Source organism: Caballeronia sp. LZ033, from assembly GCF_031451265.1.
GTDB lineage: Bacteria > Pseudomonadota > Gammaproteobacteria > Burkholderiales > Burkholderiaceae > Caballeronia.
The window spans coordinates 1,606,428-1,628,448 of sequence record NZ_JARUXQ010000001.1 but is presented as its reverse complement, the minus strand read 5'-3'; the positions used below and the strand labels follow the sequence as shown (position 1 = coordinate 1,628,448).

Sequence of the window (22,021 nt, the reverse complement as noted above, 5' to 3'; positions counted from 1 at the left end):
TTGCACATCTGTCGCCGGGACCGACATATCACAGCATGGTGTGATGGCTGTTCCGGTTGGGGCCACGTTAGTTGGCTCACTCACTAAACATCGGGGAAGGATCATGAACAAGCAAATCAGCAACGATTCCGTATCGAACGAGGATCTACGGGATCAAGAAGACCGGTCGAATGCCGCGGCCGAGCAGGAAAAGGACAGATCTGCCCGAGATGCGCTCGAAGCAGGCGACAAAGAGAAGATCGACAAAACCCTCGACGATCTTCACGTTTCAACGACGGACTCGGGCGAAGATCAGACCTCGAAGCCGGATACCGAGGGTTCAACTTCGTCCAGTAAAAACCTGGACGAGCAGGGCGATTAATGGTCGAGGGGCCGGCTTGTAGACGCGAGCCAGTCCGTTCGTCCCGTGGCCGCAGGTATCATCGCTGGCAGGAAGCAGAAACAGCCGGCCGTTGTTCACAAGCCGCATCGCGCCCATCATCGAGACTGTCTCCGGCGGGTCGCGTTCATCATCGGCGGTGTTGATGGCAAGGACCGCAGCCTTTACGTTTCGCAAGCCCGGTGCAGGAATCGTCGAGCGCGGCTGACGCGCACGGCCACGCTCCGGCGAGAACACCTCATCTGCGAGGCATACTGCCGGAGGTCACTTCGTTTCCGGCACGGAACGGCCTTCGTTGAGCGTCTCCAGAAGACGCTACCGCCGCCGCTCCAGATTGGTGATCTGCTTTTCGATAGAGCGCAGCGCTCTCGATGCAATGCCTCGGTTTCGGGGCAGGCAGCCGCGCCTTCGATCAAACGCATGCGGTCCGGAAATGAGCGAATGTCGGCAAGGCTGAATCCCGTGGCGATCAGGCGCTGTATCGGCGTAACCTGTGCGATCGCCGCATAAGGAAAGGCACGATAACCATTGCTCGCACGCACCGAAGCGACGAGTCCATGTTCGTCGTAATGGCGAATGGAACGCACGCTCGCGCCGGTTGCGCGTGCTAATTCGCGAACGCTGCGCTGTATCCTTTGCCGCGTCGATGGTGACGTTCGCGCCCAGGCCGACGAGGTCTTTCGCCTATTTCCTCAACAGCTGGCTTCCTGTCATGGTGAGGGGCAATCATTTTTCGATGAGCGACGCCGCCGTGGTCGCCGCGATGATGCAGGTCGGGGGCACGCTCGGAAACATCGTTATCGGATGGGAGATGGATCGCCTCGAGGCTCACACGGTGATGATGGTCACGCTCGTCGCCGCAGGCATTTTTGCGGTTGTTCTGGCGAAGATGACTTTTGAGCTTTCGGGTTTGATGACGATGGTTCCAGCTCTTCATGTTCCTGACGCTACCCATCGGCGTTGCAACCCTTGCCGTTCTTGTGGTCGGCCGGCGCGACGATATGCTCATGCCGACGGTGGCGGCGCGCCAGGCCGAGGCAAAGTGATGGATGCAGCCTGCCTCTGGTTCGGATGCTGGCTGGCATTGCAAGGTGTGGTGCGTTGATCGCGGACTGCGGATGCACCGTCAGAGGCATCCAGCGCACCACGAAGGGTTACGGCCGACCTGAAATGGATCACATCCGTTCAGCCAACCAGGCGTCCTGTCGTTTAACCGCTTGATTCAAAGGAACTAACATTTCTCTGGCATAGATCGTGCATAAAGAGTTCAATCTTGTATTCAAGAATGAACTCATGAAGCCGAAAATCGATGTTCCAGTTACGGTTCGCGCGCTTCTCGATGCCTACCAGAGCGGTGAGACCAATCCGCTGGACGTCGTCGCGGCGACGCTTGCCCGGATCGGAACCAGTGAACGCCCAGAAGCGTGGACGCTCGTCGTCCCGGCGACCGACCTCGAAGCCGTCGCGGCCACTCTCATGCGCGAACAGGCCGAGCACGGTCCTGCGATCTTCACGCGTAAGCCGCTCTTCGGCGTGCCGTTCGCGGTCAAGGACAATATCGACATCGCCGGCTTGCCGACGACGGCCGCATGCCCCGCGTTCGCCTATACGCCGGAGCAGACCGCGTTCGCGGTGCAGCGTCTGATCGACGCAGGCGCGATCCTCGTTGGCAAGACCAATCTCGATCAATTCGCCACCGGACTTGTCGGCACCCGTTCGCCTTACGGCGCTGTACGGCAGGTCGACCACCCGGCTCACGTGTCCGGCGGATCGAGTTCCGGCTCGGCCGTCGCGGTCGCGCAGGGCATCGCGGCGTTCTCGCTGGGCACCGACACCGCCGGCTCGGGCCGTGTGCCTGCCGGCTTCAACGGCATTGTCGGACTGAAACCGACGCTCGGTCTCGTCAGCAAGCGCGGCGTCGTGCCGGCATGCAGGAGCCTGGATACGCTGTCGATCTTCGCTCACGACGTTGCAGATGCCTGGCTCGTGTTGCAACAGATGGCCGCGTTCGATGCGCTCGACGGCTACTCGCGCCGCATCGCCACGCACGGCGTACCGCCGGCTCCGCCGCGCGTGGCGAATCCCGACCGCCTCGAGTTCTTCGGCGACACGCTCGCCGCTGACGCGTTCGCAGCCACGCTCGATGTCATCCGCACGCATCTGCATCTCACGCCCACGACGTTTCCCTTCGTGCCGATGCAGCGTGCCGCCGCGCTGCTCTACGACGGCCCGTGGGTGGCGGAGCGACGCGCGGCGCTCGGCGGATTCTTCACCTCGAATCGCGCGGACATTGACCCGACGGTCGCGAAAGTCATCGGCCGGGCAGAGGCATTCTCCGCCGCCGACGCGTTCAGCGGCCAATACGAACTCGCGCTGCTCAAGCGCGAGACCGAAGCCCTGTTCGCGATCACCGACGTGCTGATCGTCCCGACGACGCCGACGCATCCCACCATCGCGCAGGTGCAGGCGAATCCGGTGGAAGTGAACAGCCGACTGGGCGTCTATACGAACTTTGTCAATCTGCTGGACCTCTGTGCGCTGGCGGTGCCGTGCCTGCCGCGCGCCGACGGCTTGCCCGCAGGCATCACGTTGATTGGACCCGCGGGAGCGGACCAGCGGCTCGCCGCCCTCGGCGCGCAGATCCAGGCGCTGTTCGATGCAGACCTGACCGACGGCGCCATCGAAGCCCTGCCGCTGCAGGAACCGTCCGTGACGCTCGCCGTGGTCGGCGCGCATTTGCGCGGCATGCCGCTCGAATGGCAGATGCATCAGGCAGGCGGGCGCTTCATTGAAGAGAACACGACCTCGGCGGACTACCGGCTCTTTGCGCTCGCCAGCACGCAGCCGCCCAAACCAGGCCTTGTGCGTGCCCAGGAACAGGGGGGCGCCATCGCCATCGAGTTGTGGGAGATGCCGCTGCGCCACTTCGGCGCATTCGTCGCGGCGATTCCCGCGCCGCTCGGCATCGGCACGATCACGACCGGCGACGGTCGCGCCGTGAAGGGCTTCATCTGCGAACCCGGCGCAGTCGCGCCCGCAAGCGGCGCACGCGACATCACTTCTTTCGGCGGCTGGCGCGCGTACCGGCAGAGCCTGGCCGTTTCATCCAACGATCAACCCACACAGGAAGCCACATCATGACCAATCGCCGCCAATTCATTCAGGGCGCCGGCGCGCTCGTGCTCGGCAGCGCATTGCCGTTCGATCTCGCCTTCGGCGCGAGCAATCTGACCGTGGGCGTGATCTATGTCGGTGCGAAGGGCGACTATGGCTACAACCAGGCGCAGGCGCAGGCCGCCGCGATCATCAAGAAGTTGCCCGGCGTGAAAGTGGTCGAGGAGGAGAACGTGCCCGAGACGGTTGCCGTGCAGAAGACCATGGAAGCCATGATCGAGCAGGATGGCGCCACGCTCATTTTCGCGACCTCGTTCGGCTACTTCGATCCCCACGTGCTCAAGATGGCCGCCAAGTATCCGAAGGTGCGCTTCGCGCATTGCGGCGGCTTGTGGAAGCAGGGCAACCCGCCGAACATCGCGAGCTACTTCGGCTATATCGACGAATGCCAGTACCTGAACGGCGTCGTTGCCGGACACGCGAGCAAGAGCAAGAAACTTGGCTTCGTCGCCGCCAAGCCGATTCCGCAGGTGCTGCGCAACATCAACGCCTTTACGCTCGGCGCGCAGTCGGTCGACCCGTCCATCAGCACGCACGTCATCTTCACCGGCGACTGGTCGATGCCGGTGAAGGAAGCCGAGGCCGCCAACAGCCTCGTCGATCAGGGATGCGACGTGCTGACGTGCCACGTCGATGGTCCGAAAGTCGTGATCGAAACCGCGGAGAAGCGCGGCGCAATGAGCTGTGGTTATCACGCGAGCCAGGCCGCGCTGGCGCCGAAGGGCTATCTCACCGGCGCGGAATGGGACTGGGCGACGCCCTTCAAGGAAGTGGTCGGCGATGCCCAGGCTGGCAAGCCGCAACCCAACATTTTGCGCGGCGGGCTGAAGGAAGGCTTCGTCAGGATGTCGCCGTACGGCCCCAAGGTCACGTCCGATGCGAAGGCAGGCGCCGACGCCATCAAGTCGAAGATGGTCGCGGGCGATTACGTGATCTTCAAGGGCCCGCTCAAGGACAACAAGGGCGGCAGCGCCATTGCGTCCGGCACCCAGTACGCGCAGACCGACATCAAGCTCGAGAGCATGAATTATCTCGTGGCGGGTGTCGTCGGGCAGATCTGATTTTCCAGTTCGCGGAGCCAGCATGCGTTCCAATTTCCTGTTACCGCGCCTGGCGCTGGGCGCATTGCCGGCACTGCCGACGCTGTGCGCGCTGATCGGCACGCTGGCGCTGTTCTCGCTGTTCCTGCTGGCGCAGGGACAGCCGGCCGACGACGCCCTCGTGCTCATCGCACAAGGCGCGTTCGGTTCTTCGTTTGCGTGGCAGAGCACGTTGCTGCGGGCCGCACCGCTCATGTTGACCGCGCTGTGCGTGGCAATGCCCGCGCAGGTCGGGCTGATCGTGATCGGTGGCGAGGGCGCGCTGGCGCTCGGCGGACTGGCATCGGCCGTCGTGGCGACGCTCGTGCCCGCGGCGCTGCCGTGGTTCGTCGCCGCACCGCTGATGGCGTTCGCGGGCATGCTCGCAGGCGGGATCTGGATCGGCGCGGTGGGGGCGATGCGGCAGCTGCGCGGCGTCAACGAGACCATCAGCAGCCTGCTGATGTCGTATATCGCGATTGCGCTGTTCAAGCATCTCGTCGAAGGTCCGTTGCGCGATCCGGCAAGTCTCAACAAGCCCTCGACGCCGCCTGTTCCGGATGCCTTCATGGTCGGTTCGCTGCCGGGCCTCGACGTGCATTGGGGCTTGTTCTGGGGCGCGCTTGCCTGCGTTGCCGCGTGGATCTTCGTGCGCTACAGCACCCGAGGCTTCGCGATGCGCATCGCGGGCGGCAACACCCATGCCGCGAAACTGGTCGGGCTGCCGGTGAACCGGCTCGCGATCGCCGCCTGCGCGCTGGGCGGCGCGGCTGCGGGACTGGCCGGGACGTTCGAAGTCGTGGCGGTGCAGGGCAGCGCGAACGCGTCGTTGCTGGCCGGGTACGGTTACGCCGGCATCCTCGTTGCGTTCGCGGCCCGCCAGAACCCGCTTGCGATCATCCTGTGCGCGGTGCTCGTGGGCGGCATCGAGGCGAGCGGCTCGCTGCTGCAACGCCGCCTGGGCCTGCCCGACGCCACCACGCTCGTCTTGCAAGGCCTGCTGTTCGCGAACCTGCTGGCATGGGAGGCGATGGGCGGCCGTGTGGCGGCATGGCGCATCCGATTGCAGGCGATGACGATCGCGCGTTCGTCGGCTCAACTGGAGGGCAGTCATGTTTGATGCACATTCCCCCATCGCCGTGCTGCTGCTCTCGCTGTTCGCGGGCGCCATTCGCGTCAGCACGCCCTATCTGTTCGTCAGCATCGGCGAATGTCTGACCGAAAAGGGCGGACGCGTGAATCTCGGGCTGGAAGGCATCCTCGTGTCCGGCGCGATGACCGGTTATGCCGCCGCGTATCTGTCCGGCTCGCCATGGCTCGGCGTGCTCGCCGCCGGGTGCGCCGGACTGCTGCTCGGCTGCCTGCACGGTCTCGTGTGCTCGCTGCCGCGCGGGTCGGACATTGCCTTCGGCATCGCGCTGATGCTGGTCGGCACCGGCCTCGCGTTCTATCTCGGCAAGCCGTTCATCGAACCGCAGGCGCCGATGCTGCCGTCCATCGACCTCGGCGCGTGGAGCGCTTCGCCGCAACTGCACAACGCGCTGCATATCAACCCGCTGTTCATCATCGGCGTGCTGCTGGCGTTCGCACTGCAATGGGGCTTGCGTCACACGCGCTGGGGCATGGCGCTGCGGCTGGTCGGCGAGAACGCGGAAAGCGCGCGCGCAATGGGCTATCCGATCACGCGCGTGCGCATTCTCGCGACGACCGTCGGCGGCTTTTTCGCGGGTGTCGGCGGTGCGTATCTGTCGCTCGTGTACCCGGGAAGCTGGAACGAAGGGCTGTCCAGCGGACAAGGCCTGATGGCGGTCGCGCTCGTCATCTTCGCCCGCTGGCAGCCCTTGCGCTGCCTGTGGGCCGCCTTGCTCTTCGGCGCGGCGGGCGCGCTTGGTCCCGCGTTGCAGGCGATCGGCGTGACGAGCGGCTACTACCTGTTCAACGCGGCGCCGTACGTGCTGACCCTCGCGATCATGATCGTCAACTGCCGGCCCGACCGCACGCTGGCCGGCGCCCCCGGCGAACTCAGTCTTACCCGTTGAATTCTCTGCATGGAGCCAAGCACATGACCCGGTTCATCGAAGCACGCCCCTATCCGTGGCCGTATGACGGCAATCTGCGCCCAGACAATACCGCGCTCGTCATCATCGACATGCAGACGGATTTCTGCGGCATCGGCGGTTACGTCGACAAGATGGGCTATGAGCTCTCTCTGACGCGCGCGCCGATCGGGCCGATCAGGAACGTTCTCGACCTGATGCGCGAGCAGGGCTTCACGATCATCCATACGCGCGAGGGGCATCGGCCCGATCTCTCGGACCTGCCCGCCAACAAGCGCTGGAGAAGCCGGCGCGCGGGGACGGACGGTATCGGCATCGGCGATGACGGACCGTGCGGCAAGATCCTCGTGCGCGGCGAGCCGGGCTGGGAGATCATCGATGAGCTGAAGCCCATGCCCGGTGAGATCATCATCGACAAGCCCGGCAAGGGCTCGTTCTGCGCCACCGATCTCGAACTGATCCTGCGCACGCGCGGCATCGTCAATCTGGTGCTGACCGGCATCACTACCGACGTGTGCGTTCACACGACGATGCGCGAGGCCAACGACCGCGGCTTCGAATGCACGATTCTGGCGGACTGCTGCGGCGCCACTGATCAGGGCCATCACGACGCCGCCCTCAACATGGTGCTGATGCAGGGCGGCGTATTCGGCGCGGTCTCGCATTCGCGGGCGCTGCTGGCCGCACTCGGACGCTGATCATGAATCCTGTGACTGCCCAGACCCGGGCCATGGGCGTCGAAGTGCTGGGTGCGACCCGGCGTTTCGGCGCATTTAACGCGCTCGACGACGTGACGCTCCGGGTGCGCGCGAGCACCGTGCATGCCCTGCTCGGCGAGAACGGCGCGGGCAAGAGCACGCTCGTGAAGGGCCTGGTCGGCTACGGGCTGCTCGACGACGGCGAGATCATCGCGGATGCGCGGCAGGTGAAGATCGCATCGCCGCGCGATGCGCAGACGCTCGGCATCGGCATGGTGTACCAGCACTTCACACTGGCGGCGGGCTTGTCGGTGGAGGAGAACCTGTTGCTCGCACGCGGACGCCTGCCATGGAGAATCGACTGGCCGAAGGAGCGTGCCGCGCTCGCTGCCTTCATGCGCTCCATGCCGTTCCGCCTGCCGCTCGATGCTCCTGTGTCCGGTCTTGCCGCCGGCGAAAAGCAGAAGCTCGAGATTCTCAAGCAGCTTTATCTGCGGCAACGCTTCCTGATTCTCGACGAACCCACTTCGGTTCTCACGCCGCAAGAAGCCGATGAAGTGCTCGGTCTGATGCGCGATCTCGCCACGCGCGGCGAGCTGACCGTGCTGATGATCACGCACAAGTTTCGCGAGGTGATGGCGTACGCGGACGATGTCACCGTGTTGCGCAAAGGAAAACTCGTCGGCACGAGCGCGGTGGCGGACACGAGCCGCGATCAGCTTGCAGCGTGGATGATGGGCGGCGACGCCGCCGTCGACGATCCGGAGCTGGCCGCGATCCGTCCCACGCGCAAGCCTTGCGAAGACAATGCGCCCGTGCGCCTCGCACTGTCGACACTCAGTGTGGTGGACGACCGTGGGCACACGGCGGTGCGCGAGCTGTCGCTGGCGGTGAGGTCGGGCGAAATACTCGGGGTCGCTGGCGTGTCGGGCAACGGGCAGAAGGAACTGATCGAAGCGCTGGTCGGCCAGCGCCGCGTGCAGGCCGGCGAGATGCGCGTAAAGGGCGAGCCGTATCGCGCGACGCGCGCGGAGATGAGCCGTTTGCGCCTGTTCGCGCTGCCGGAAGAACCGCTGCGCAATGCGTGCGTCGCGAACATGAGCATCGCCGAGAACCTCGCGCTGCGCGACTTCGATCGCGCGCCGATGAAACGCCATGGCTGGGTGCTCGACCGGCGCGCCATGCGCGCGCGCGCCGAGCGCCTCATCGCGGATTTCAACGTGCGGCCGCCGGTCCCGGCGCGTGCCATCGGCACGCTGTCGGGCGGCAATGTCCAGCGCGCCGTGCTGGCGCGCGAACTCGGGCAGGCGGTCGATGTGCTGATCGTCGCGAATCCGGTGTTCGGGCTGGACTTCGCATCGGTCGCGGATATCCATGCGCGCATTCTCGCCGCGCGCGACGCGGGCGCCGCCGTGCTGCTCGTCAGCGAAGACCTGGACGAATTGCTGGAACTGGCGGATCGTATCGTGGTGATCGCGGAAGGGCGGCTCGTGCACGAAACGCCCGCGAGCGGCGCGGATCGCGTCGCACTGGGAAGACATATGGCGGGGCATGTCGAAAGCACGGGGCGCGATGTGTCCGAATCCATCGCCGTGCATGCATGACGGCATCAAGGAGTTTCCAATGAGTTCGAGCGGTCTCGGTGGATTGAACAAGTCGGCGCAGGGCATCGTGGTGGGTCTGGTCCAGTTGCAGAATCCCGATGTTGCGACGCCGGAACAACTGGCTGCGCAAACACGGCGCGTCGAGGCGCTGGTGGGCAAGGCGCGCCGCAACAACCCCGCGATGGATCTGGTCGTGTTCCCCGAATACATGCTGCATGGTCTGTCGATGCGCACCGACGACGCCATCATGTGTTCGCTGGACGGTCCGGAAGTGGCGGCCTTCAAGGCCGCCTGCGTCGAGCATCGCATCTGGGGATGCTTTTCCATCATGGAGCGCAATCCGGGCGGCAACCCGTATAACAGCGGCATCGTCATTGACGACAAGGGCGAGATCCAGCTCTATTACCGCAAGCTGCATCCGTGGGTGCCGGTGGAGCCGTGGGAACCGGGGAACGTCGGCGTGCCGGTGTGTGTCGGTCCGCGGGGCGCGAAGCTCTCGCTGATCATTTGCCATGACGGCATGTTTCCCGAGATGGCGCGCGAGGCGGCCTACAAAGGGGCGGAGATCATCCTGCGCACAGCGGGCTACACCGCGCCCATTCGCCATGCGTGGAAGATCACCAATCAGTCGAACGCATTCCAGAATCTCGCGCAGACGGCGAGCGTATGTCTGTGCGGCAGCGACGGCACGTTCGATTCGATGGGCGAAGGCATGTTCTGCGATTTCGACGGCACCGTGATGGTGGAAGGCGGCAATCGTCCCGACGAGATCATCACCTGTGAACTGCGTCCCGACCTGGTGCGCGAAGCGCGCACGCAATGGGGCGTCGAGAACAATATCTATCAGCTCGGGCATCGCGGCTATGTGGCCGTGAAAGGCGGCGCGCGGGATTGCCCGTACACGTTCATGCAGGACATGGTGCGCGGCGAATACCGCCTGCCCTGGGAAGAGGAGGTCGTCGTGAAGGACGGTACGTCCTGCGGTTTCCCGGTGCCCGAACGGCATTACGGAGGCTGAACGATGCCCACCCTTGTCCATGCCCGGCCCGGATCCTTCACGTTCGATGCAGCGCATACGGCGCTGGTGGTCATCGACATGCAGCGCGATTTCATCGAGCCGGGCGGATTCGGCGAAGCGCTGGGCAACGATGTCTCCCTGCTTGCCTTGATCGTGCCGACGGTCGCGCGCCTTATCGATCACGCGCGGGACCACGGCTGGCTCGTCGTGCACACGCGCGAATCGCATGCGCCGGACCTGTCGGATTGTCCGCCCGCGAAACGCCTGCGCGGCGCGCCGCATGCGCGCATCGGCGATCTCGGGCCGATGGGCCGCATTCTCGTGCGCGGCGAGCCGGGCAATGCCATCGTCGACGCGGTCGCGCCGCTGGCGGGCGAGATCGTCATCGACAAGCCGGGGAAGGGCGCGTTTTATGCAACGCGGCTCGGCGAGGAACTGGCGCAACGCGGCATCACGCACCTGGTGTTCGCCGGCGTGACGACCGAGGTCTGCGTGCAGACGAGCATGCGCGAAGCGAACGATCGCGGCTACGAATGCGTATTGATCGAAGACGCGACGGCCAGCTACATTCCCGCGTTCAAGACCGCGACGATCGAGATGATCCGGTCGCAGGGCGGCATCGTCGGATGGACGGCGACGCTGGCCGATCTGCTGGAGGGCTGATGGAACTGAATCATCCGGACACCGTGGCGCAGGTCGAACGTGCGTTCGCCGCCTATGAGCGCGCGCTCGTCGACAACGACGTCGGCACGATGAACGCGCTGTTCTGGCATGCGCCGGAAACGGTACGATATGGCATTGCCGAAGTGCAGCATGGCGGCGACGAAATCCGCCGCTGGCGCGAGACGTGTGCACCCGTGCCGCGTTCGCGGCGGCTGCACCGGACCGTCGTGACGACGTTCGGCCCGGACCATGCCACGGTGAGCACCGAATTCACAAGCGATGCCACGCCATTGCTCGGGCGCCAGATGCAGACATGGGCGCGCATCGGCGACAGGGCGGGCACGTTCGCGGGATGGATCATCGTCGCGGCGCATGTGAGCCTGATCGAAGCGCCTTGAGAAGCCTTGCCGGAGACCTCGAATCAATTCGCCCAAACTGACGGACAGTGCTGTCGTGCGCGACATCCAGAGCGCCAATCCGCTCGCCGAACAGGTGTATCAGCAGTTGAAGCAGGACATCTTCAGCTTCCGCCTGTTTCCCGGCGACCGTTTCTCCGAAACGGACATCGCGCACTACTACGGCGTGTCGCGCACGCCGATGCGCGACGCGCTGTTTCGCCTGTTGCGCGAAGGTTATCTCCAGGTAGGCTTCCGGCGCGGCTGGAAAGTCTCGGAGATCAATTTTGCGCAGCTCGACCAGCTTTACGACTTGCGCATCGTGCTCGAGACCGCTTCACTCGACAAGCTGGCGAGCGCCACGCCGCCGCATCCCGGCATCGATACGCTCAAGTCAACCTGGTGCGTGGCCGTCGAGGCGCGCGAGAGCGATCCCGTGGCCATGTTCAGAATGGACGAGGAGTTCCATCGCGGCATCGTGCGCGCATCCGGCAACGACGAGATGGTGCGCGTGCATGGTGAAATCACCGAGCGTATCCGCATCGTGCGGCGGCTCGACTTCCTGAAGCCGCATCGCACCAGCGCGACGTATGACGAGCACGCGAAGATGCTGCGCTTCATCGAGCGGGGCAAGTGCGGAGAAGCGGCGATGCTGCTGCGTGCCCACATCACGCAGAGCAAGCTGGAGGTGCGCAAGATCACGGTGTCGATGCTGACCGAATCGCGCGACCTCAAACTGCCGTTCGTGAATTGAGGAGGCGTGGCGCGGGTTGCAGCGGCGCGCCCCCCGTCGACGGACATCACGCGACATGGCGGCGGAAATTGCCGCGCCTGCGCGTGACGATCGACGAGGGCGAGTTCCCGGCTGGCGCGCGTATTGACGAAAAGGAAGATTCCGCCGCCAATCCAGTGCTCGCGAATGGGTATTCGACGCTGATGGCGAAGGTGCATCGCGCGCGCGGCGCGGCCAACGCCGATAACTTGCGCTGGGCGGACTTGGCCAGCGAACACGAGGTAATCCTTGCGGCGCTGCAGGACACGGCACATGCCGGCCTCGCGCGCATCTTGCGCGAGCATTCCGAGAACACCGCGCGTGAGGTGCTGGACGTGCTGATGCGCTCGCAGGACGACCCGGCGCCGGGTAAAACCGCGTGACGGGTGGATCGGCATAAGCCGTGACGCGGCAACATTGCTCGAACGAGCTTCGCCCCGCAGCCGGCAAGTCGCTCACCCACTGACGGCGGCGTCTCCCAGTCCAGGCGCATCCTGTCGAAGATGCGCATAGGGAGGGGGCAAACGGCAGTTTTCCGACAACCCGTAATCCATGCTGGATTCGGATTTCGGGCACCCCTTCAATGCGCCAGAATCCCCATCGCCTGCTTCTTCAACTCGAGAAAATGCGGATCGAAGGCACACTGCGGCGTGCGGGGCCGCTCGAGTTCGATCGGCACATCCAGCGCGACCCGCCCGGGTCGTGACGACAGCACGACGAGCCGCGTCCCGAGCAGGATTGCTTCATCGATATCATGCGTGATGAACACGATCGTGCAATGCAACTGGTCCCAAAGCGAAGTCAGAAACGTCTGCATGGCGCTGCGCGTCTGCGCATCCAGCGCGCCGAAGGGCTCGTCCATCAGCAGGACCTTGGGCTTCATGACGAGTGCGCGAGCGATCGCCACACGCTGCTGCATCCCGCCGGATAGTTCATAGGGTTTGTGCCGCGCGAAGTTTTCGAGGCCGATGGTGCGCAGGATGTCGGCGGAGGCCCTCTGCCGCTCGGCCTTGGAAACCGAGTGAAGCGAGAGGCCGAACTCGATATTTTCCTCGACGTTGAGCCACGGGAACAATCCGGCCTGCTGGAACACGACGACACGATCTTCGCCGGGCCGATCCTTGATTTCGCCGTCGATATGGATGCTGCCACGAGAGGGCGATGTCAGACCTGCCAGCAGATGCAGCAAGGTCGTCTTGCCGCAGCCGGAAGCCCCGAGCACGGTGACGAATTCGCCGCTCTGGAACTGCAGATTGATGTTCTCGAGGGCGGAGGTTCCGCCGAAGGTCTTGTAAAGCGAATCGATCAGGATAGTCAAGTCCATCTCCTGTTGGCGAGCAGGTGTTCAGCGCCTCAGCGGCACGATTCAGCGATCCGATGCGGCACGTCGATGCAGCACCTCAGTGAGCCAGCGATTGCGAATACTGCGGAGCGACATTGACCTCGAAGCTGGACGGCACCGTCTGGATGCGTCCGATCGAGTTCAGCACCTTGGCGGTATTCACGAGCGTTTCATACGTGGCCGAGGTCTTCACGCCGGCGCCGGAGCCCATGACGTTCGGCGTGGTCTGATCGGCGCCGGAAAAAAGCTCGTAACCCGCCAGCTCGCTCTTCGCGACATCCACGGTGACGCCGGTCTGGCGAGCCATCTCGGCGATGGCCTTGTCCGGGTCCTTCTTCGTGATCTGATAGCCCTCGTCGAGCGCGGCGACGAAGCCGCGCACGAGATCCGGGTGCGCCTTCGCCCAGTCCGCGTTGGCAATACAGACGTTGTAGCTGGACGCGCTGCGCGGCAGATCGCCGTCGGTCTTGATCGCCTTGCCGCCGGCCGCGCGCAACGCGCTGAACACGGGATCCCAGACGATGGCGGCGTCGATCGAGCCCGTCACCCACGAGGTGCGCATCTGCGGCGGCGCCATGTTGATCTGGGTCACGGACGTGTAGGGGACGTGTGCCTCGGCGAGGAACGTCGCCAGTTCGAAGGAAGCCTGCGAGCCCGCGACGATCGCAATCTTCTTGCCCTGCAGGCCCGCGACGTCGCGGATGCCGCTGTCGGACTTGACCACGATGCCGGCAGCGTTCGTATACCGTTCCTGGTTGTACACGATCGTCATCGGCAAGCCCTGCGCGATCGCCGTGACGAGCGGCGGTACGCCGAGGCCGCACATGAACGACAGGCTGTTCGAGGCCAGCGCGCTCATGGCCGCCGGTCCCGAGCTGAAGAGCTTGTACTCGACATCCGCATTCATGTGACGTTCGAAGAGGTGCTCCGCCATCGACACCATGTAGGGGTCGGCGCCGTTGTCCTCGTAGCCGATGATGACCTGCGGCTTGCTCTGTGCCCCGGCGGCGCCGGCGTAGAGCACGGTGCCCATCAAGAGGGCGGCGGTCATGGCTTGCTTCGGGCGTCTCGTCTTCATGTCTGGTCTCCTTGGATGGTGTTGATGTCAGTCGTGCCCGCGCCAGGGCACGATCCAGTTTTCGAGTTGGCGAATCACGAGTTCCATGGCGTAGCCGATCACCCCGATCACGATGATGCCCACGATGACGACGGCCACCTGCAGCGCCTGCCCGGCGAACTGCACGAGCCAGCCGAGCCCGCTGCTGGCGGCGATCAGTTCGGCGGCGACGAGGCAGGTCCAGGCCACGCCGATCCCCACACGCATCGAGGTGAAGATCTCGGGCATCGCTGAAGGCAGTACGATCCTGCGGAAGATTTGCGCGTTGGTGGCGCCGAGGGTGCGAGCCACGGCGATACGCAGCGGCGGCGTGCTTTTGACGCCCGACATGGTCCCGATGATGATGACCGGGATGGTGCCGACGAGAATCAGAATGGCCTTCGGCAATTCGCCGATGCCGAACCACACCACCAGAAGCGGGATATAGGCGAGCGGCGGCACGGGACGGATGAACTGCAGCAGCGGGTCGATGATGTCGAAAACGATCTTGCTGCGGGACATCAAAAGACCGACGGGCACGCCGATCGCGATAGCGCCGACAAAGCCGACGATGATGCGAAAGCAACTGATCAGGATGTCGCCGATCAGCGACTGGCCGCCGTAGCCGTTGCGCGAAATGTCGGTGAAGGCCTGCCAGACTGCCACCGGCGAAGGCAGCGCGAACGCGGGGAAGACGCCGGCCATCGATATTGCCTGCCACAGCGCGATCGCAACGATCAGCACGGCGCCGGTCAACCAATAAGACTTCAGGCGTGGGCGCAAGTGACGACGTTGTCTGACCTCCGGCGTGCGCGGTGCCGTCGAAGGCTCGATCGTCTTGCCGTGGTCGGGTAGGGTTCTTACTCTCACTGCCGTCTCCTCAGTTTCAGATTCGAAGGTCCGGGACGCCGCGTGCGCCTCGACATGCCGTCCGTCGCGCACACCGGTGGATCACGCGGGCCGCCGGGGGCTCAGCCATCCCGCAAAAGGAAAACCATTCAAGAACAAAAACAGGGAGCGGGCTTGATTTTCGGAGGTACGCCAGGGCGTTGCCGGCCGAAAATAAACTCAGTGGCGGTTTGCACCTTTTTAAGGCTTTTTCGGGGCACTCGGTTGCAAACTCGCGGCTTTGATCAAGCATCTTCAAACAATAATCGAGCCGGTAGTGCCAGGCTGGAGGTTCTGATAGGTCCAGCCATGGCGGGGTGTCGAAGCCGCCTTTATGTGGCACGTCTGCCTTGTATCCAAGGCTCGAACCTGTTTGCCGCGATGCGTACGCAAAGGTGCATTGCAAGCACGACGACCATCACGTTTGATCTGCACCCGCCGAGACGCTTCGAGCGCCGGCGGAGATCTTTTTCGTCGCGCACCGGTCGATGCGCATCGTGCTCGCTTCTGGGCGGCCAGCCAGAGTGGCGATTGGAATCAGCGATGAAGGAGGGCGCATATGCATTGGCTTACTCTCATGTGCCAATGCCACATAGTCGAAGCGTCTTGAGCAGCCGGTCTTGTAATGTCCAGTCGGCGCGCTTTACGTGCCCCTTGGCCTGGCTCGTGTTGGCACAGGGCACGTCAACGTTTAGCTCGTACGAGGCCCATCTAAGACGCCGGCCTTGTCGCTATACGCTATACGCTACACGCCTAAAAAGCGCTAACATTCTCCGGGACATCCGCCAGGAGATACAGCACGCGGTCGTACTGTATCGTCAACGCCTTGGCGACTTTGCGCGGCTCGCGCCAAGTCAACGCATGCACCGGATTCTCGTCGTCTCGTACCGGTCGGTGTGCATCAAAGTCGCTCCTGGGCGGCCTGGCAAAGCGCGCGTTGTAATCGGCCATGAAGCAGGGCGCATACACATTGGCGCGAGCCACCGTGCTGATGCCACGTAGACGCAATTCCTTGACCAAGCCGATCCTGCAAGGTCAGATGCGCGCGCTCCACGCGTCCCTTGGCCGAACTCGAATTGGCGCAGAACGTGTCGATATTGAGCTCGAACATGGCCCGGCCGAATTGCGTCGTGCTGTGGCCAGTGCCGCCCGCCGTGGCATTGCGAAACACCATGAACTTGTCGCTGTAGAAGGCCCCAGGCTTGTCATAGCGCTCAACGTACGTGCGCGTGGCCTCGAAAAAGGCGAAAGTCGATTCTGTGACCGTGAAGTGCAATTGCATCAGACGACTGATCGCATCGTCCACGTACACCGACAGCGTGCACTGCGGCGCACGGTCCTCGAACCAGCGATGCTCGCAGCCATCGATCTGGATCAGCTCACCCAGACACGCGCGGCGCGCACGCGGCTGATAGATCTTGGGAGGCCGTTGGCGGTGCGGCACCCATAGTCCTGCGTCGATCATCAGATGCTGCACGGTTTGCTTGGCCAGCTTGATGCCGTGACACTCATCAAGCTTCTCGCGCGCCAAAGCCCGGCCGACCACGCCTGCCCGAGGCCACGCCAAGCGGCCCGTACTCGCGATACCGCGTCATCAGCCGCTCGATCCGCCGTACCGTCAGACCCAGTCGCTCAGCCGCACGGCCGGGCTTGAGTCCCGTCTGCACGACCGCCTCGATCACCTTCAGCCTGTCCCATTCGCGCATGGTCAAACTCACAGTTGGATTCGGTGACATCGCTTGCTCCCGCTGGACGACCCAGCCACCAGCTTGCCGCTCGTTTAAAACCCGACATCTGTAAATAGCCAGAACACGACATTTGAACTTGGGACCTACACTCGAAAATGAGATATTTTGTCTTATGTTAAATTAAAAATTCGGCTCCAAGTTTGGCCCGAACCCACATCCATCACTCCATTTCCCGCGCTCGCCCCAACAGGAACGCCCGCTCCCGGGCGTTCTTCGCCAACGCCGCCGCGCGCTCGAACTCCAAACGTGCTTCCTCTCTGCGCCCAAGCCGCGCCAGCAAATCCGCCCGCACGCTGGGCAGCCACTGATAATGCTTCAACGCCGGCGCATCACACAACGCATCCACGAGCGGCAGCGCTTCGGCGGCGCCGTACGCCATGCTCACGGCCACCGCGCGATTCAGTTCGACGACCGGCGTCGGCGCCGTCTGCAACAGCACATCGTATAGCGCGACGATCATCGCCCAGTCCGTGTCCGCGGCTGTCGGTGCCCGCGCATGACATGCCGCCAACGCCGCCTGCAACGCATACACGCCCCGCGCGCCGCCCAGCGTTTCGGCGCGCTTCAAGGCAGCGAGCCCGCGCCGGATCAGCAACGGATCCCAGCGACTGCGGTCCTGTTCAGGCAACAACACGGGACGGCCCTGGCCATCGACGCGCGCCCGGATCCGCGACGCCTGGATCTCCATCAACGCGACCAGGCCGTGAACCTCACTCTCATCCGGCATCAGCCCGGCAAGTATCCGACCGAGCCGCAGCGCATCCTCGCACAGCGCCGGCCGCATCCAGTCGTCGCCAGCGGTCGCCGAGTAGCCTTCATTGAAGATCAGATAAAGCACTTCCAGTACCGAGCCAAGACGCGCCGCACGCGCATCCGCCTGCGGCACCTCGAACGGCACCCGCGCCGCCGACAACGTGCGCTTCGCCCGCACGATGCGCTGCGCGATCGTCGGCTCCGGGACCAGGAACGCCCGCGCGATCTCATCGGTCGTCAGGCCGCCGATCAGCCGCAAGGTCAAGGCCGCCCGGGCATCGACGGACAACACCGGATGACATGCCGTGAAAATGAGCCGCAGCAGGTCGTCGCCGATGTCGTCCTCGCGCGCGGCGCCGAGCGCATCGACGAAATCGGGCGTGACGTAGCCCTCGTGCGCCTCGAGATCGTGTCCATATTCCTCGTGCTTGCGTGCGTGCAACGCATGCTGCCGCAACCGGTCGAGCGCCTTGTTCTTTGCTGTCGTCATGAGCCATGCCCCCGGTTTCTCCGGCACGCCCGTCTCGCTCCAGTGCTCCAGCGCCGCGACGAACGCATCCTGCGCCAGTTCCTCGGCGAGCGCGACGTCGCGCACCACGCGCGCCACGCTCGCAATCACCTTCGCCGACTCGATGCGCCACACCGCGTCGATGGCGCGCCGGGCCGCATCGTCCGCGACCGCGCCGCGCTTGTCCGGCCCGCTCACGCGGCTTCCGGGTTCATGTGCACCAGTTCCCAGATGTGTCCGTCGAGATCCTCGAAGCCGTGGCCATACATGAAGCCGTGATCCTGCGGCTCGCGCGGCGCCCGACCGCCCGCGGCCAGCGCCTTCGCCACCAGTTCGTCCACCTCCGCCCGGCTTTCGCATGACAGGCACACCAGCACTTCGGTGCTCGTGCTCGCATCGACGATGGGCTTCTCCGTGAACGTCTTGAAGAAACTTTCCACGAGCAGCATGGCGTAGATGTTTTCGCCGATCACGAGACACGCGGCATCGTCGTTGGTGAAGGTCGCGTCGAAGCTCAAACCGAGCGCCTTGAAAAACGTCATCGATCGTTTGAGATCGCGGACCGGCAGGTTCACGAAAATCTGCTTGTGCATCGTGTGGGTCTCCAGATTGAAAGCGCGGCCGTTCAATCACCACGACGAACCGTGCGCGTCAGAATCGACATGGGTGCTATCGAAAAAATTGACTGGATGCGGGAAAACACCCGGTCAAAAATAGCAGGGCCCGGTTTTGCGAACTTCGACCGTGCACCACGCAGCAGCGGGACATTCGGCGGCAATGGCAACAGCCTCGTCTTGTGTTTCGCAGTCGAGCAGAAAGAAGCCGCCAATCATTTCCTTCGCTTCCGCGAACGGCCCGTCGACCACCCGCGTATCGCCATGCGCCGTCGACACGCGTGCCGCCTCCTTCTGCGAAGTCAGCGATTCCACTGCCCGCAACACGCCGCGGGCCTTGAGGTCGTCGGCGAACTCGACCATTTGCCGATAGGCTTCCCGCCCCTCCTCCTGGCTGCGCTGGCCACGCTGTTCAACGGGTTCGACGATGAGTAACAGGTATGCCACGACGTCCTCCTGAAAATTTTTTTAGTGGGGTCCAACTTAAACCGTCCGGCGCGCATCGGCAAGACAGACGGGGCCGCGCGTTTCTTGTGATGATTAACTTATTAATCATACGTTACAAGTCATTACTCGCTATTACTCACTGTAACGAGTCTTTCCTAGTAGGATTCGATCCGAAGCATGTCTTACCAATGTTCGCGCGCACTGTGTCCAGTGTGCGTTTCTGCCAGCGAACCTGCTGTACGCCTGGCAGCGCCCGGCGCATTCCCGGTGGTTTCGTCCGCATCATTCTTCGCCTGTCGTTCGACAAGCGAAGCGGACGTTTGCGTCCCGACTCCGGACGTCGGCGTTCGAACCGATTAGCGCGGTGCGCCGCTCCGCTCTGGCCGGATGGCTTCGTGCCTTTCCCTGCCTTTCCGTCAACAACTCCCGATGCCGCTGGCATCGCCGGGAGCGCACTGCTGCGCGTCCGGTTCCTGTGCGTATGACACGATGATCAAGAATCCTTTCCTGCTTTCGACGCTCGCGCTGGCGCTCGCTGCCTGTGGCGGCGGCGGTGACGGCAACTCGCCTGCTTCGACCAGCGCAGCCGGCACGGCCGGCGCGGCAAGCGCCAGTGCATCCGGCAGCGCGGCGGCCGGCGCTTCCGGCACCGCAGCGGCGAACGCCGCGCTCGCGAGCGATGCCGCCGTGACCGCGCAAGCCGTCGCCAACGCGGCCGCCAATCTGCGTCTCACGTGTGCTTCTCCTGCGGTTTCATCGGCATCGGGCGGCAGCGGCCAGATCACTGTCGACACACCGGGCTCCGACGGCTCGCGCATGTTCGCGATCAATACCAGGTTCAAGGTGGCGATCACCACGCGCCCCGGCTCGGCCGATACGCTCAAGTGGACCATCGCCGACGCGCTCGGCAAGACGGTCGCGAGCGGCAGCTTCGCGGCGCCCGCCGCGGCCACGACGACCACCCTCACCTGCAGCTCGAACCTCGCCGGTTACTTCGCCGTGTCGGCGACGCTCGCCAACGGCGGCGGCCAGGTGCAGACCTCGGGCACGCGGCCGAACGGCATCGCGACCTTCGGCGTGATCCCGGACGTCTCCGGCGCGATTCCCGCCGTCACGTATGCGAAGCAGGAGCAGCACCGCTTCGGGATGCAGGGCTTCAACGACAACGGCACGATGCTGTCGGCGCTCGGCATCACCTCGACCATCGACGACCGCCAGATGAACGTGATGGAGCCGAATGGCCGCTACACGTTCAAGCCGACCGCCAACAACCTCGACCCGTTCTACACGTCGGGCAAGGTCATGCGTCTCGTGCGTCTCGACGGCCTGCCGGGCTGGGCCAGCATGCACGGCCTGAATCCGGACTACGGCTATATCCCGAACGATCTCGGCTACTACCGTGACTACATGACACGCGTCGGCCAGGAAACCGAAGCGATCCGCGCGAAGTACTACCCGACGATGTCGGCGAACTACTACCAGGTCACGTGGGAGCCGTACATCCAGTGGAAGGACACGGACAAGAACTTCGTCGCGCTGTATCAGCGCACGTACGAAGGGCTGCATGCCGGCGATCCGCACGCGGTCGTGATGGGTCCGGCCGAGCCGTTCCCGTCGCTGACGACCGACCGCCTGAAACGTCTGGCGCCGCTCGGTCTGGCGCAGTATCTCGACGGCATCGCCACGCACGGTTACTACGACGCGGGCACGTCGCCCTCGCATCCGCCGGAGCGTCATCACACCGACCCGAATCCCGCCGACGCCGCCAACTCGCTGCTCAACGAAATGCGCAACCTGCGCGCGGAAATGGCGAAGGACTACAAGCCGAACATGAAGCTGTTCGTCACGGAAACGGGCATCAGTTATGACGTGGGTTCGAGCTACGGCCCGAACTACCCGACGCCGAACATCCTGTTCGCGCAGGGCGCCGTGGTTGCGCGCACGCATCTGATCCTGCTGGGCGAAGGCGCGGACCAGACCTACGTGTTCTTCGGCCCGGACTTCCCGGGCGAGGCGGGCTATGGCACGTTCTTCGACCTCGATCATCCGCAGGCCGAGTTCGGCACGACCAACATCAGCCCGAAGCCGGCCGCGATGGAAGTCGCCACGATGACCCGCGTGCTCGACGGCACCACGACCCTCGGTCCGGTGAACAGCCTGCCGTCCGGCGTGTATGCGTACTCGTTCCAGCAGCTGAACAACGGCCGCGTGATTACCGCATTGTGGACGCATAACAACTCGGTATGGCCCGCGTCCAACGGCAGCTTCAGCAGCACGTACAGCACGAGCTACAAGCTCAATGTCGATGCCGCCGGCTCCAGCGGCACGGTGCAGTTGATCGACGCGATGGGCAACGTATCGAGCGTGCCGTATTCGAACGGTGCAGTCACGCTGACGCTGACCGAGTCGCCGCAATATGTCGTCTCGACCAATGCGGATGTCGCGAAGCGCAACAGCACGCGACCGCAGGGCTACACCGGCATGTAAGTCAGCGGTGTCTCGAACCCGGAGCAGGCCTGGCCTGCTCCGGGTTCTTTGATGTGGCTGTCATCGCGACGGTTGACAAGTCAGCTTGCGCCACACGATACTGCAACTCATGCACGCCGCCCTCACGCTCCTCACCGCTGCGATTAAAAACCGTATGAACGCCATTCGTGGCGGGTCTACGGAACAGCGTGTGCGCTAGCGAAAGAGCAAGCACAAGGCAGCAATGAGTTCCGAAGGCCCCGCCGCAAGACGGGGCCTTCTTGTTTTTGCGTGCAAGGCTTCCGTCTCCGGCACACTCA

At 64.0% G+C, this 22,021-nt stretch carries 20 protein-coding genes and 3 pseudogenes; 14 read left to right on the top strand and 9 right to left on the bottom strand.

Annotated features, from left to right (window positions below):
• Positions 1-103 precede the first annotated feature (103 nt).
• On the top strand, positions 104-361 hold the full coding sequence (locus QCE62_RS07640; protein WP_309916170.1) for a hypothetical protein: 258 nt from the start codon (positions 104-106) through the stop codon (positions 359-361).
• A gap of 333 nt (positions 362-694) precedes the next feature.
• Here QCE62_RS07640 and QCE62_RS07635 read toward each other — a convergent pair.
• Positions 695-1,011, bottom strand: a pseudogene (locus QCE62_RS07635) (MerR family transcriptional regulator).
• 14 nt (positions 1,012-1,025) lie between these two features.
• Between QCE62_RS07635 and QCE62_RS07630 the strand changes: the two are divergent.
• The 12 genes from QCE62_RS07630 to QCE62_RS07575 all read left to right on the top strand — a co-directional run bounded on the left by QCE62_RS07630 (position 1,026) and on the right by QCE62_RS07575 (position 12,222).
• Positions 1,026-1,484 (top strand): hypothetical protein, encoded by a 459-nt coding sequence (locus QCE62_RS07630; protein WP_309916168.1) that lies wholly within the window; start codon positions 1,026-1,028, stop codon positions 1,482-1,484.
• Positions 1,485-1,672: 188 nt separating this feature from the next.
• The gene (gene atzF, locus QCE62_RS07625) at positions 1,673-3,520 is read left to right on the top strand and encodes an allophanate hydrolase (RefSeq protein WP_309916166.1); all 1,848 of its coding nucleotides are present in this window, start codon (positions 1,673-1,675) and stop codon (positions 3,518-3,520) included.
• Entirely contained in the window at positions 3,517-4,614 is a 1,098-nt protein-coding gene (locus QCE62_RS07620) for a BMP family ABC transporter substrate-binding protein (RefSeq protein WP_309916163.1), read from the top strand. Before atzF ends, QCE62_RS07620 begins: the two co-directional genes overlap by 4 nt.
• 22 nt (positions 4,615-4,636) lie before the next feature.
• Positions 4,637-5,752, top strand: coding sequence for an ABC transporter permease (locus tag QCE62_RS07615; protein ID WP_309916161.1), 1,116 nt, complete (start codon positions 4,637-4,639; stop codon positions 5,750-5,752).
• Entirely contained in the window at positions 5,745-6,671 is a 927-nt protein-coding gene (locus QCE62_RS07610) for an ABC transporter permease (protein WP_309916158.1), read from the top strand. The genes QCE62_RS07615 and QCE62_RS07610 overlap by 8 nt, the downstream gene beginning before the upstream one ends.
• A gap of 23 nt (positions 6,672-6,694) precedes the next feature.
• Positions 6,695-7,387, top strand: coding sequence for an isochorismatase family cysteine hydrolase (locus tag QCE62_RS07605; protein WP_309916154.1), 693 nt, complete (start codon positions 6,695-6,697; stop codon positions 7,385-7,387).
• Positions 7,388-7,389: 2 nt separating this feature from the next.
• Positions 7,390-8,991, top strand: a complete 1,602-nt coding sequence (locus QCE62_RS07600) for an ABC transporter ATP-binding protein (protein ID WP_309916151.1) — start codon at positions 7,390-7,392, stop codon at positions 8,989-8,991.
• 19 nt (positions 8,992-9,010) lie between these two features.
• Complete coding sequence (locus QCE62_RS07595) at positions 9,011-10,009, top strand: formamidase (protein WP_309916148.1); 999 nt, start codon at positions 9,011-9,013, stop codon at positions 10,007-10,009.
• 3 nt (positions 10,010-10,012) lie between these two features.
• On the top strand, positions 10,013-10,672 hold the full coding sequence (locus QCE62_RS07590) for a cysteine hydrolase (RefSeq protein WP_309916146.1): 660 nt from the start codon (positions 10,013-10,015) through the stop codon (positions 10,670-10,672).
• Positions 10,672-11,070, top strand: coding sequence for an oxalurate catabolism protein HpxZ (hpxZ, locus tag QCE62_RS07585; RefSeq protein WP_309916143.1), 399 nt, complete (start codon positions 10,672-10,674; stop codon positions 11,068-11,070). The genes QCE62_RS07590 and hpxZ overlap by 1 nt, the downstream gene beginning before the upstream one ends.
• Before the next feature lie 55 nt (positions 11,071-11,125).
• Positions 11,126-11,821 carry a GntR family transcriptional regulator gene (locus QCE62_RS07580; RefSeq protein ID WP_309916140.1) on the top strand — a complete coding sequence of 232 codons (696 nt, stop codon included), beginning with the start codon at positions 11,126-11,128 and terminating at the stop codon, positions 11,819-11,821.
• 68 nt (positions 11,822-11,889) lie between these two features.
• Positions 11,890-12,222, top strand: coding sequence for an FCD domain-containing protein (locus tag QCE62_RS07575; RefSeq protein ID WP_309916137.1), 333 nt, complete (start codon positions 11,890-11,892; stop codon positions 12,220-12,222).
• 197 nt (positions 12,223-12,419) lie between these two features.
• Here the strand turns inward: QCE62_RS07575 and QCE62_RS07570 are convergent, their stop codons facing one another.
• The 8 genes and pseudogenes from QCE62_RS07570 to QCE62_RS07535 all read right to left on the bottom strand — a co-directional run bounded on the left by QCE62_RS07570 (position 12,420) and on the right by QCE62_RS07535 (position 19,235).
• Positions 12,420-13,163, bottom strand: a complete 744-nt coding sequence (locus tag QCE62_RS07570) for an ABC transporter ATP-binding protein (RefSeq protein WP_309916135.1) — start codon at positions 13,161-13,163, stop codon at positions 12,420-12,422.
• 76 nt (positions 13,164-13,239) lie between these two features.
• Positions 13,240-14,259: an ABC transporter substrate-binding protein gene (locus tag QCE62_RS07565; protein WP_309916133.1), complete on the bottom strand. Its 1,020-nt coding sequence runs from the start codon at positions 14,257-14,259 to the stop codon at positions 13,240-13,242.
• A 27-nt stretch (positions 14,260-14,286) separates the two neighbouring features.
• On the bottom strand, positions 14,287-15,219 hold the full coding sequence (locus QCE62_RS07560) for an ABC transporter permease (protein WP_309916129.1): 933 nt from the start codon (positions 15,217-15,219) through the stop codon (positions 14,287-14,289).
• 407 nt (positions 15,220-15,626) lie between these two features.
• A pseudogene (locus QCE62_RS07555) lies at positions 15,627-15,872 on the bottom strand (transposase); the annotation flags it as partial.
• A 61-nt stretch (positions 15,873-15,933) separates the two neighbouring features.
• Positions 15,934-16,901, bottom strand: a pseudogene (locus QCE62_RS07550) (ISNCY family transposase); the annotation flags it as partial.
• A 172-nt stretch (positions 16,902-17,073) separates the two neighbouring features.
• Positions 17,074-18,372: an RNA polymerase sigma factor gene (locus QCE62_RS07545; RefSeq protein WP_309916126.1), complete on the bottom strand. Its 1,299-nt coding sequence runs from the start codon at positions 18,370-18,372 to the stop codon at positions 17,074-17,076.
• A complete protein-coding gene (locus tag QCE62_RS07540; protein ID WP_309916123.1) occupies positions 18,369-18,767 on the bottom strand; it encodes a VOC family protein in 399 nt (132 codons plus the stop codon). Before QCE62_RS07540 ends, QCE62_RS07545 begins: the two co-directional genes overlap by 4 nt.
• 114 nt (positions 18,768-18,881) lie before the next feature.
• Positions 18,882-19,235, bottom strand: a complete 354-nt coding sequence (locus QCE62_RS07535; RefSeq protein ID WP_309916120.1) for a YciI family protein — start codon at positions 19,233-19,235, stop codon at positions 18,882-18,884.
• A gap of 489 nt (positions 19,236-19,724) precedes the next feature.
• Here QCE62_RS07535 and QCE62_RS07530 point away from each other — a divergent pair, with 489 nt between their 5' ends.
• Positions 19,725-21,722 (top strand): hypothetical protein, encoded by a 1,998-nt coding sequence (locus QCE62_RS07530; protein WP_309916117.1) that lies wholly within the window; start codon positions 19,725-19,727, stop codon positions 21,720-21,722.
• Positions 21,723-22,021: the final 299 nt, after the last annotated feature.

What these genes read in the sequence shown, in the direction of transcription:
- QCE62_RS07640 (WP_309916170.1), top strand. Translation starts at nt 104, where the DNA reads ATGAACAAGCAAATCAGCAACGATTCCGTATCGAACGAGGATCTACGG.
- QCE62_RS07630 (WP_309916168.1), top strand. Translation starts at nt 1,026, where the DNA reads ATGGTGACGTTCGCGCCCAGGCCGACGAGGTCTTTCGCCTATTTCCTC.
- atzF (WP_309916166.1), top strand. Translation starts at nt 1,673, where the DNA reads ATGAAGCCGAAAATCGATGTTCCAGTTACGGTTCGCGCGCTTCTCGAT.
- QCE62_RS07620 (WP_309916163.1), top strand. Translation starts at nt 3,517, where the DNA reads ATGACCAATCGCCGCCAATTCATTCAGGGCGCCGGCGCGCTCGTGCTC.
- QCE62_RS07615 (WP_309916161.1), top strand. Translation starts at nt 4,637, where the DNA reads ATGCGTTCCAATTTCCTGTTACCGCGCCTGGCGCTGGGCGCATTGCCG.
- QCE62_RS07610 (WP_309916158.1), top strand. Translation starts at nt 5,745, where the DNA reads ATGTTTGATGCACATTCCCCCATCGCCGTGCTGCTGCTCTCGCTGTTC.
- QCE62_RS07605 (WP_309916154.1), top strand. Translation starts at nt 6,695, where the DNA reads ATGACCCGGTTCATCGAAGCACGCCCCTATCCGTGGCCGTATGACGGC.
- QCE62_RS07600 (WP_309916151.1), top strand. Translation starts at nt 7,390, where the DNA reads ATGAATCCTGTGACTGCCCAGACCCGGGCCATGGGCGTCGAAGTGCTG.
- QCE62_RS07595 (WP_309916148.1), top strand. Translation starts at nt 9,011, where the DNA reads ATGAGTTCGAGCGGTCTCGGTGGATTGAACAAGTCGGCGCAGGGCATC.
- QCE62_RS07590 (WP_309916146.1), top strand. Translation starts at nt 10,013, where the DNA reads ATGCCCACCCTTGTCCATGCCCGGCCCGGATCCTTCACGTTCGATGCA.
- hpxZ (WP_309916143.1), top strand. Translation starts at nt 10,672, where the DNA reads ATGGAACTGAATCATCCGGACACCGTGGCGCAGGTCGAACGTGCGTTC.
- QCE62_RS07570 (WP_309916135.1), bottom strand. Translation starts at nt 13,163, where the DNA reads ATGGACTTGACTATCCTGATCGATTCGCTTTACAAGACCTTCGGCGGA.
- QCE62_RS07565 (WP_309916133.1), bottom strand. Translation starts at nt 14,259, where the DNA reads ATGAAGACGAGACGCCCGAAGCAAGCCATGACCGCCGCCCTCTTGATG.
- QCE62_RS07540 (WP_309916123.1), bottom strand. Translation starts at nt 18,767, where the DNA reads ATGCACAAGCAGATTTTCGTGAACCTGCCGGTCCGCGATCTCAAACGA.
- QCE62_RS07530 (WP_309916117.1), top strand. Translation starts at nt 19,725, where the DNA reads ATGATCAAGAATCCTTTCCTGCTTTCGACGCTCGCGCTGGCGCTCGCT.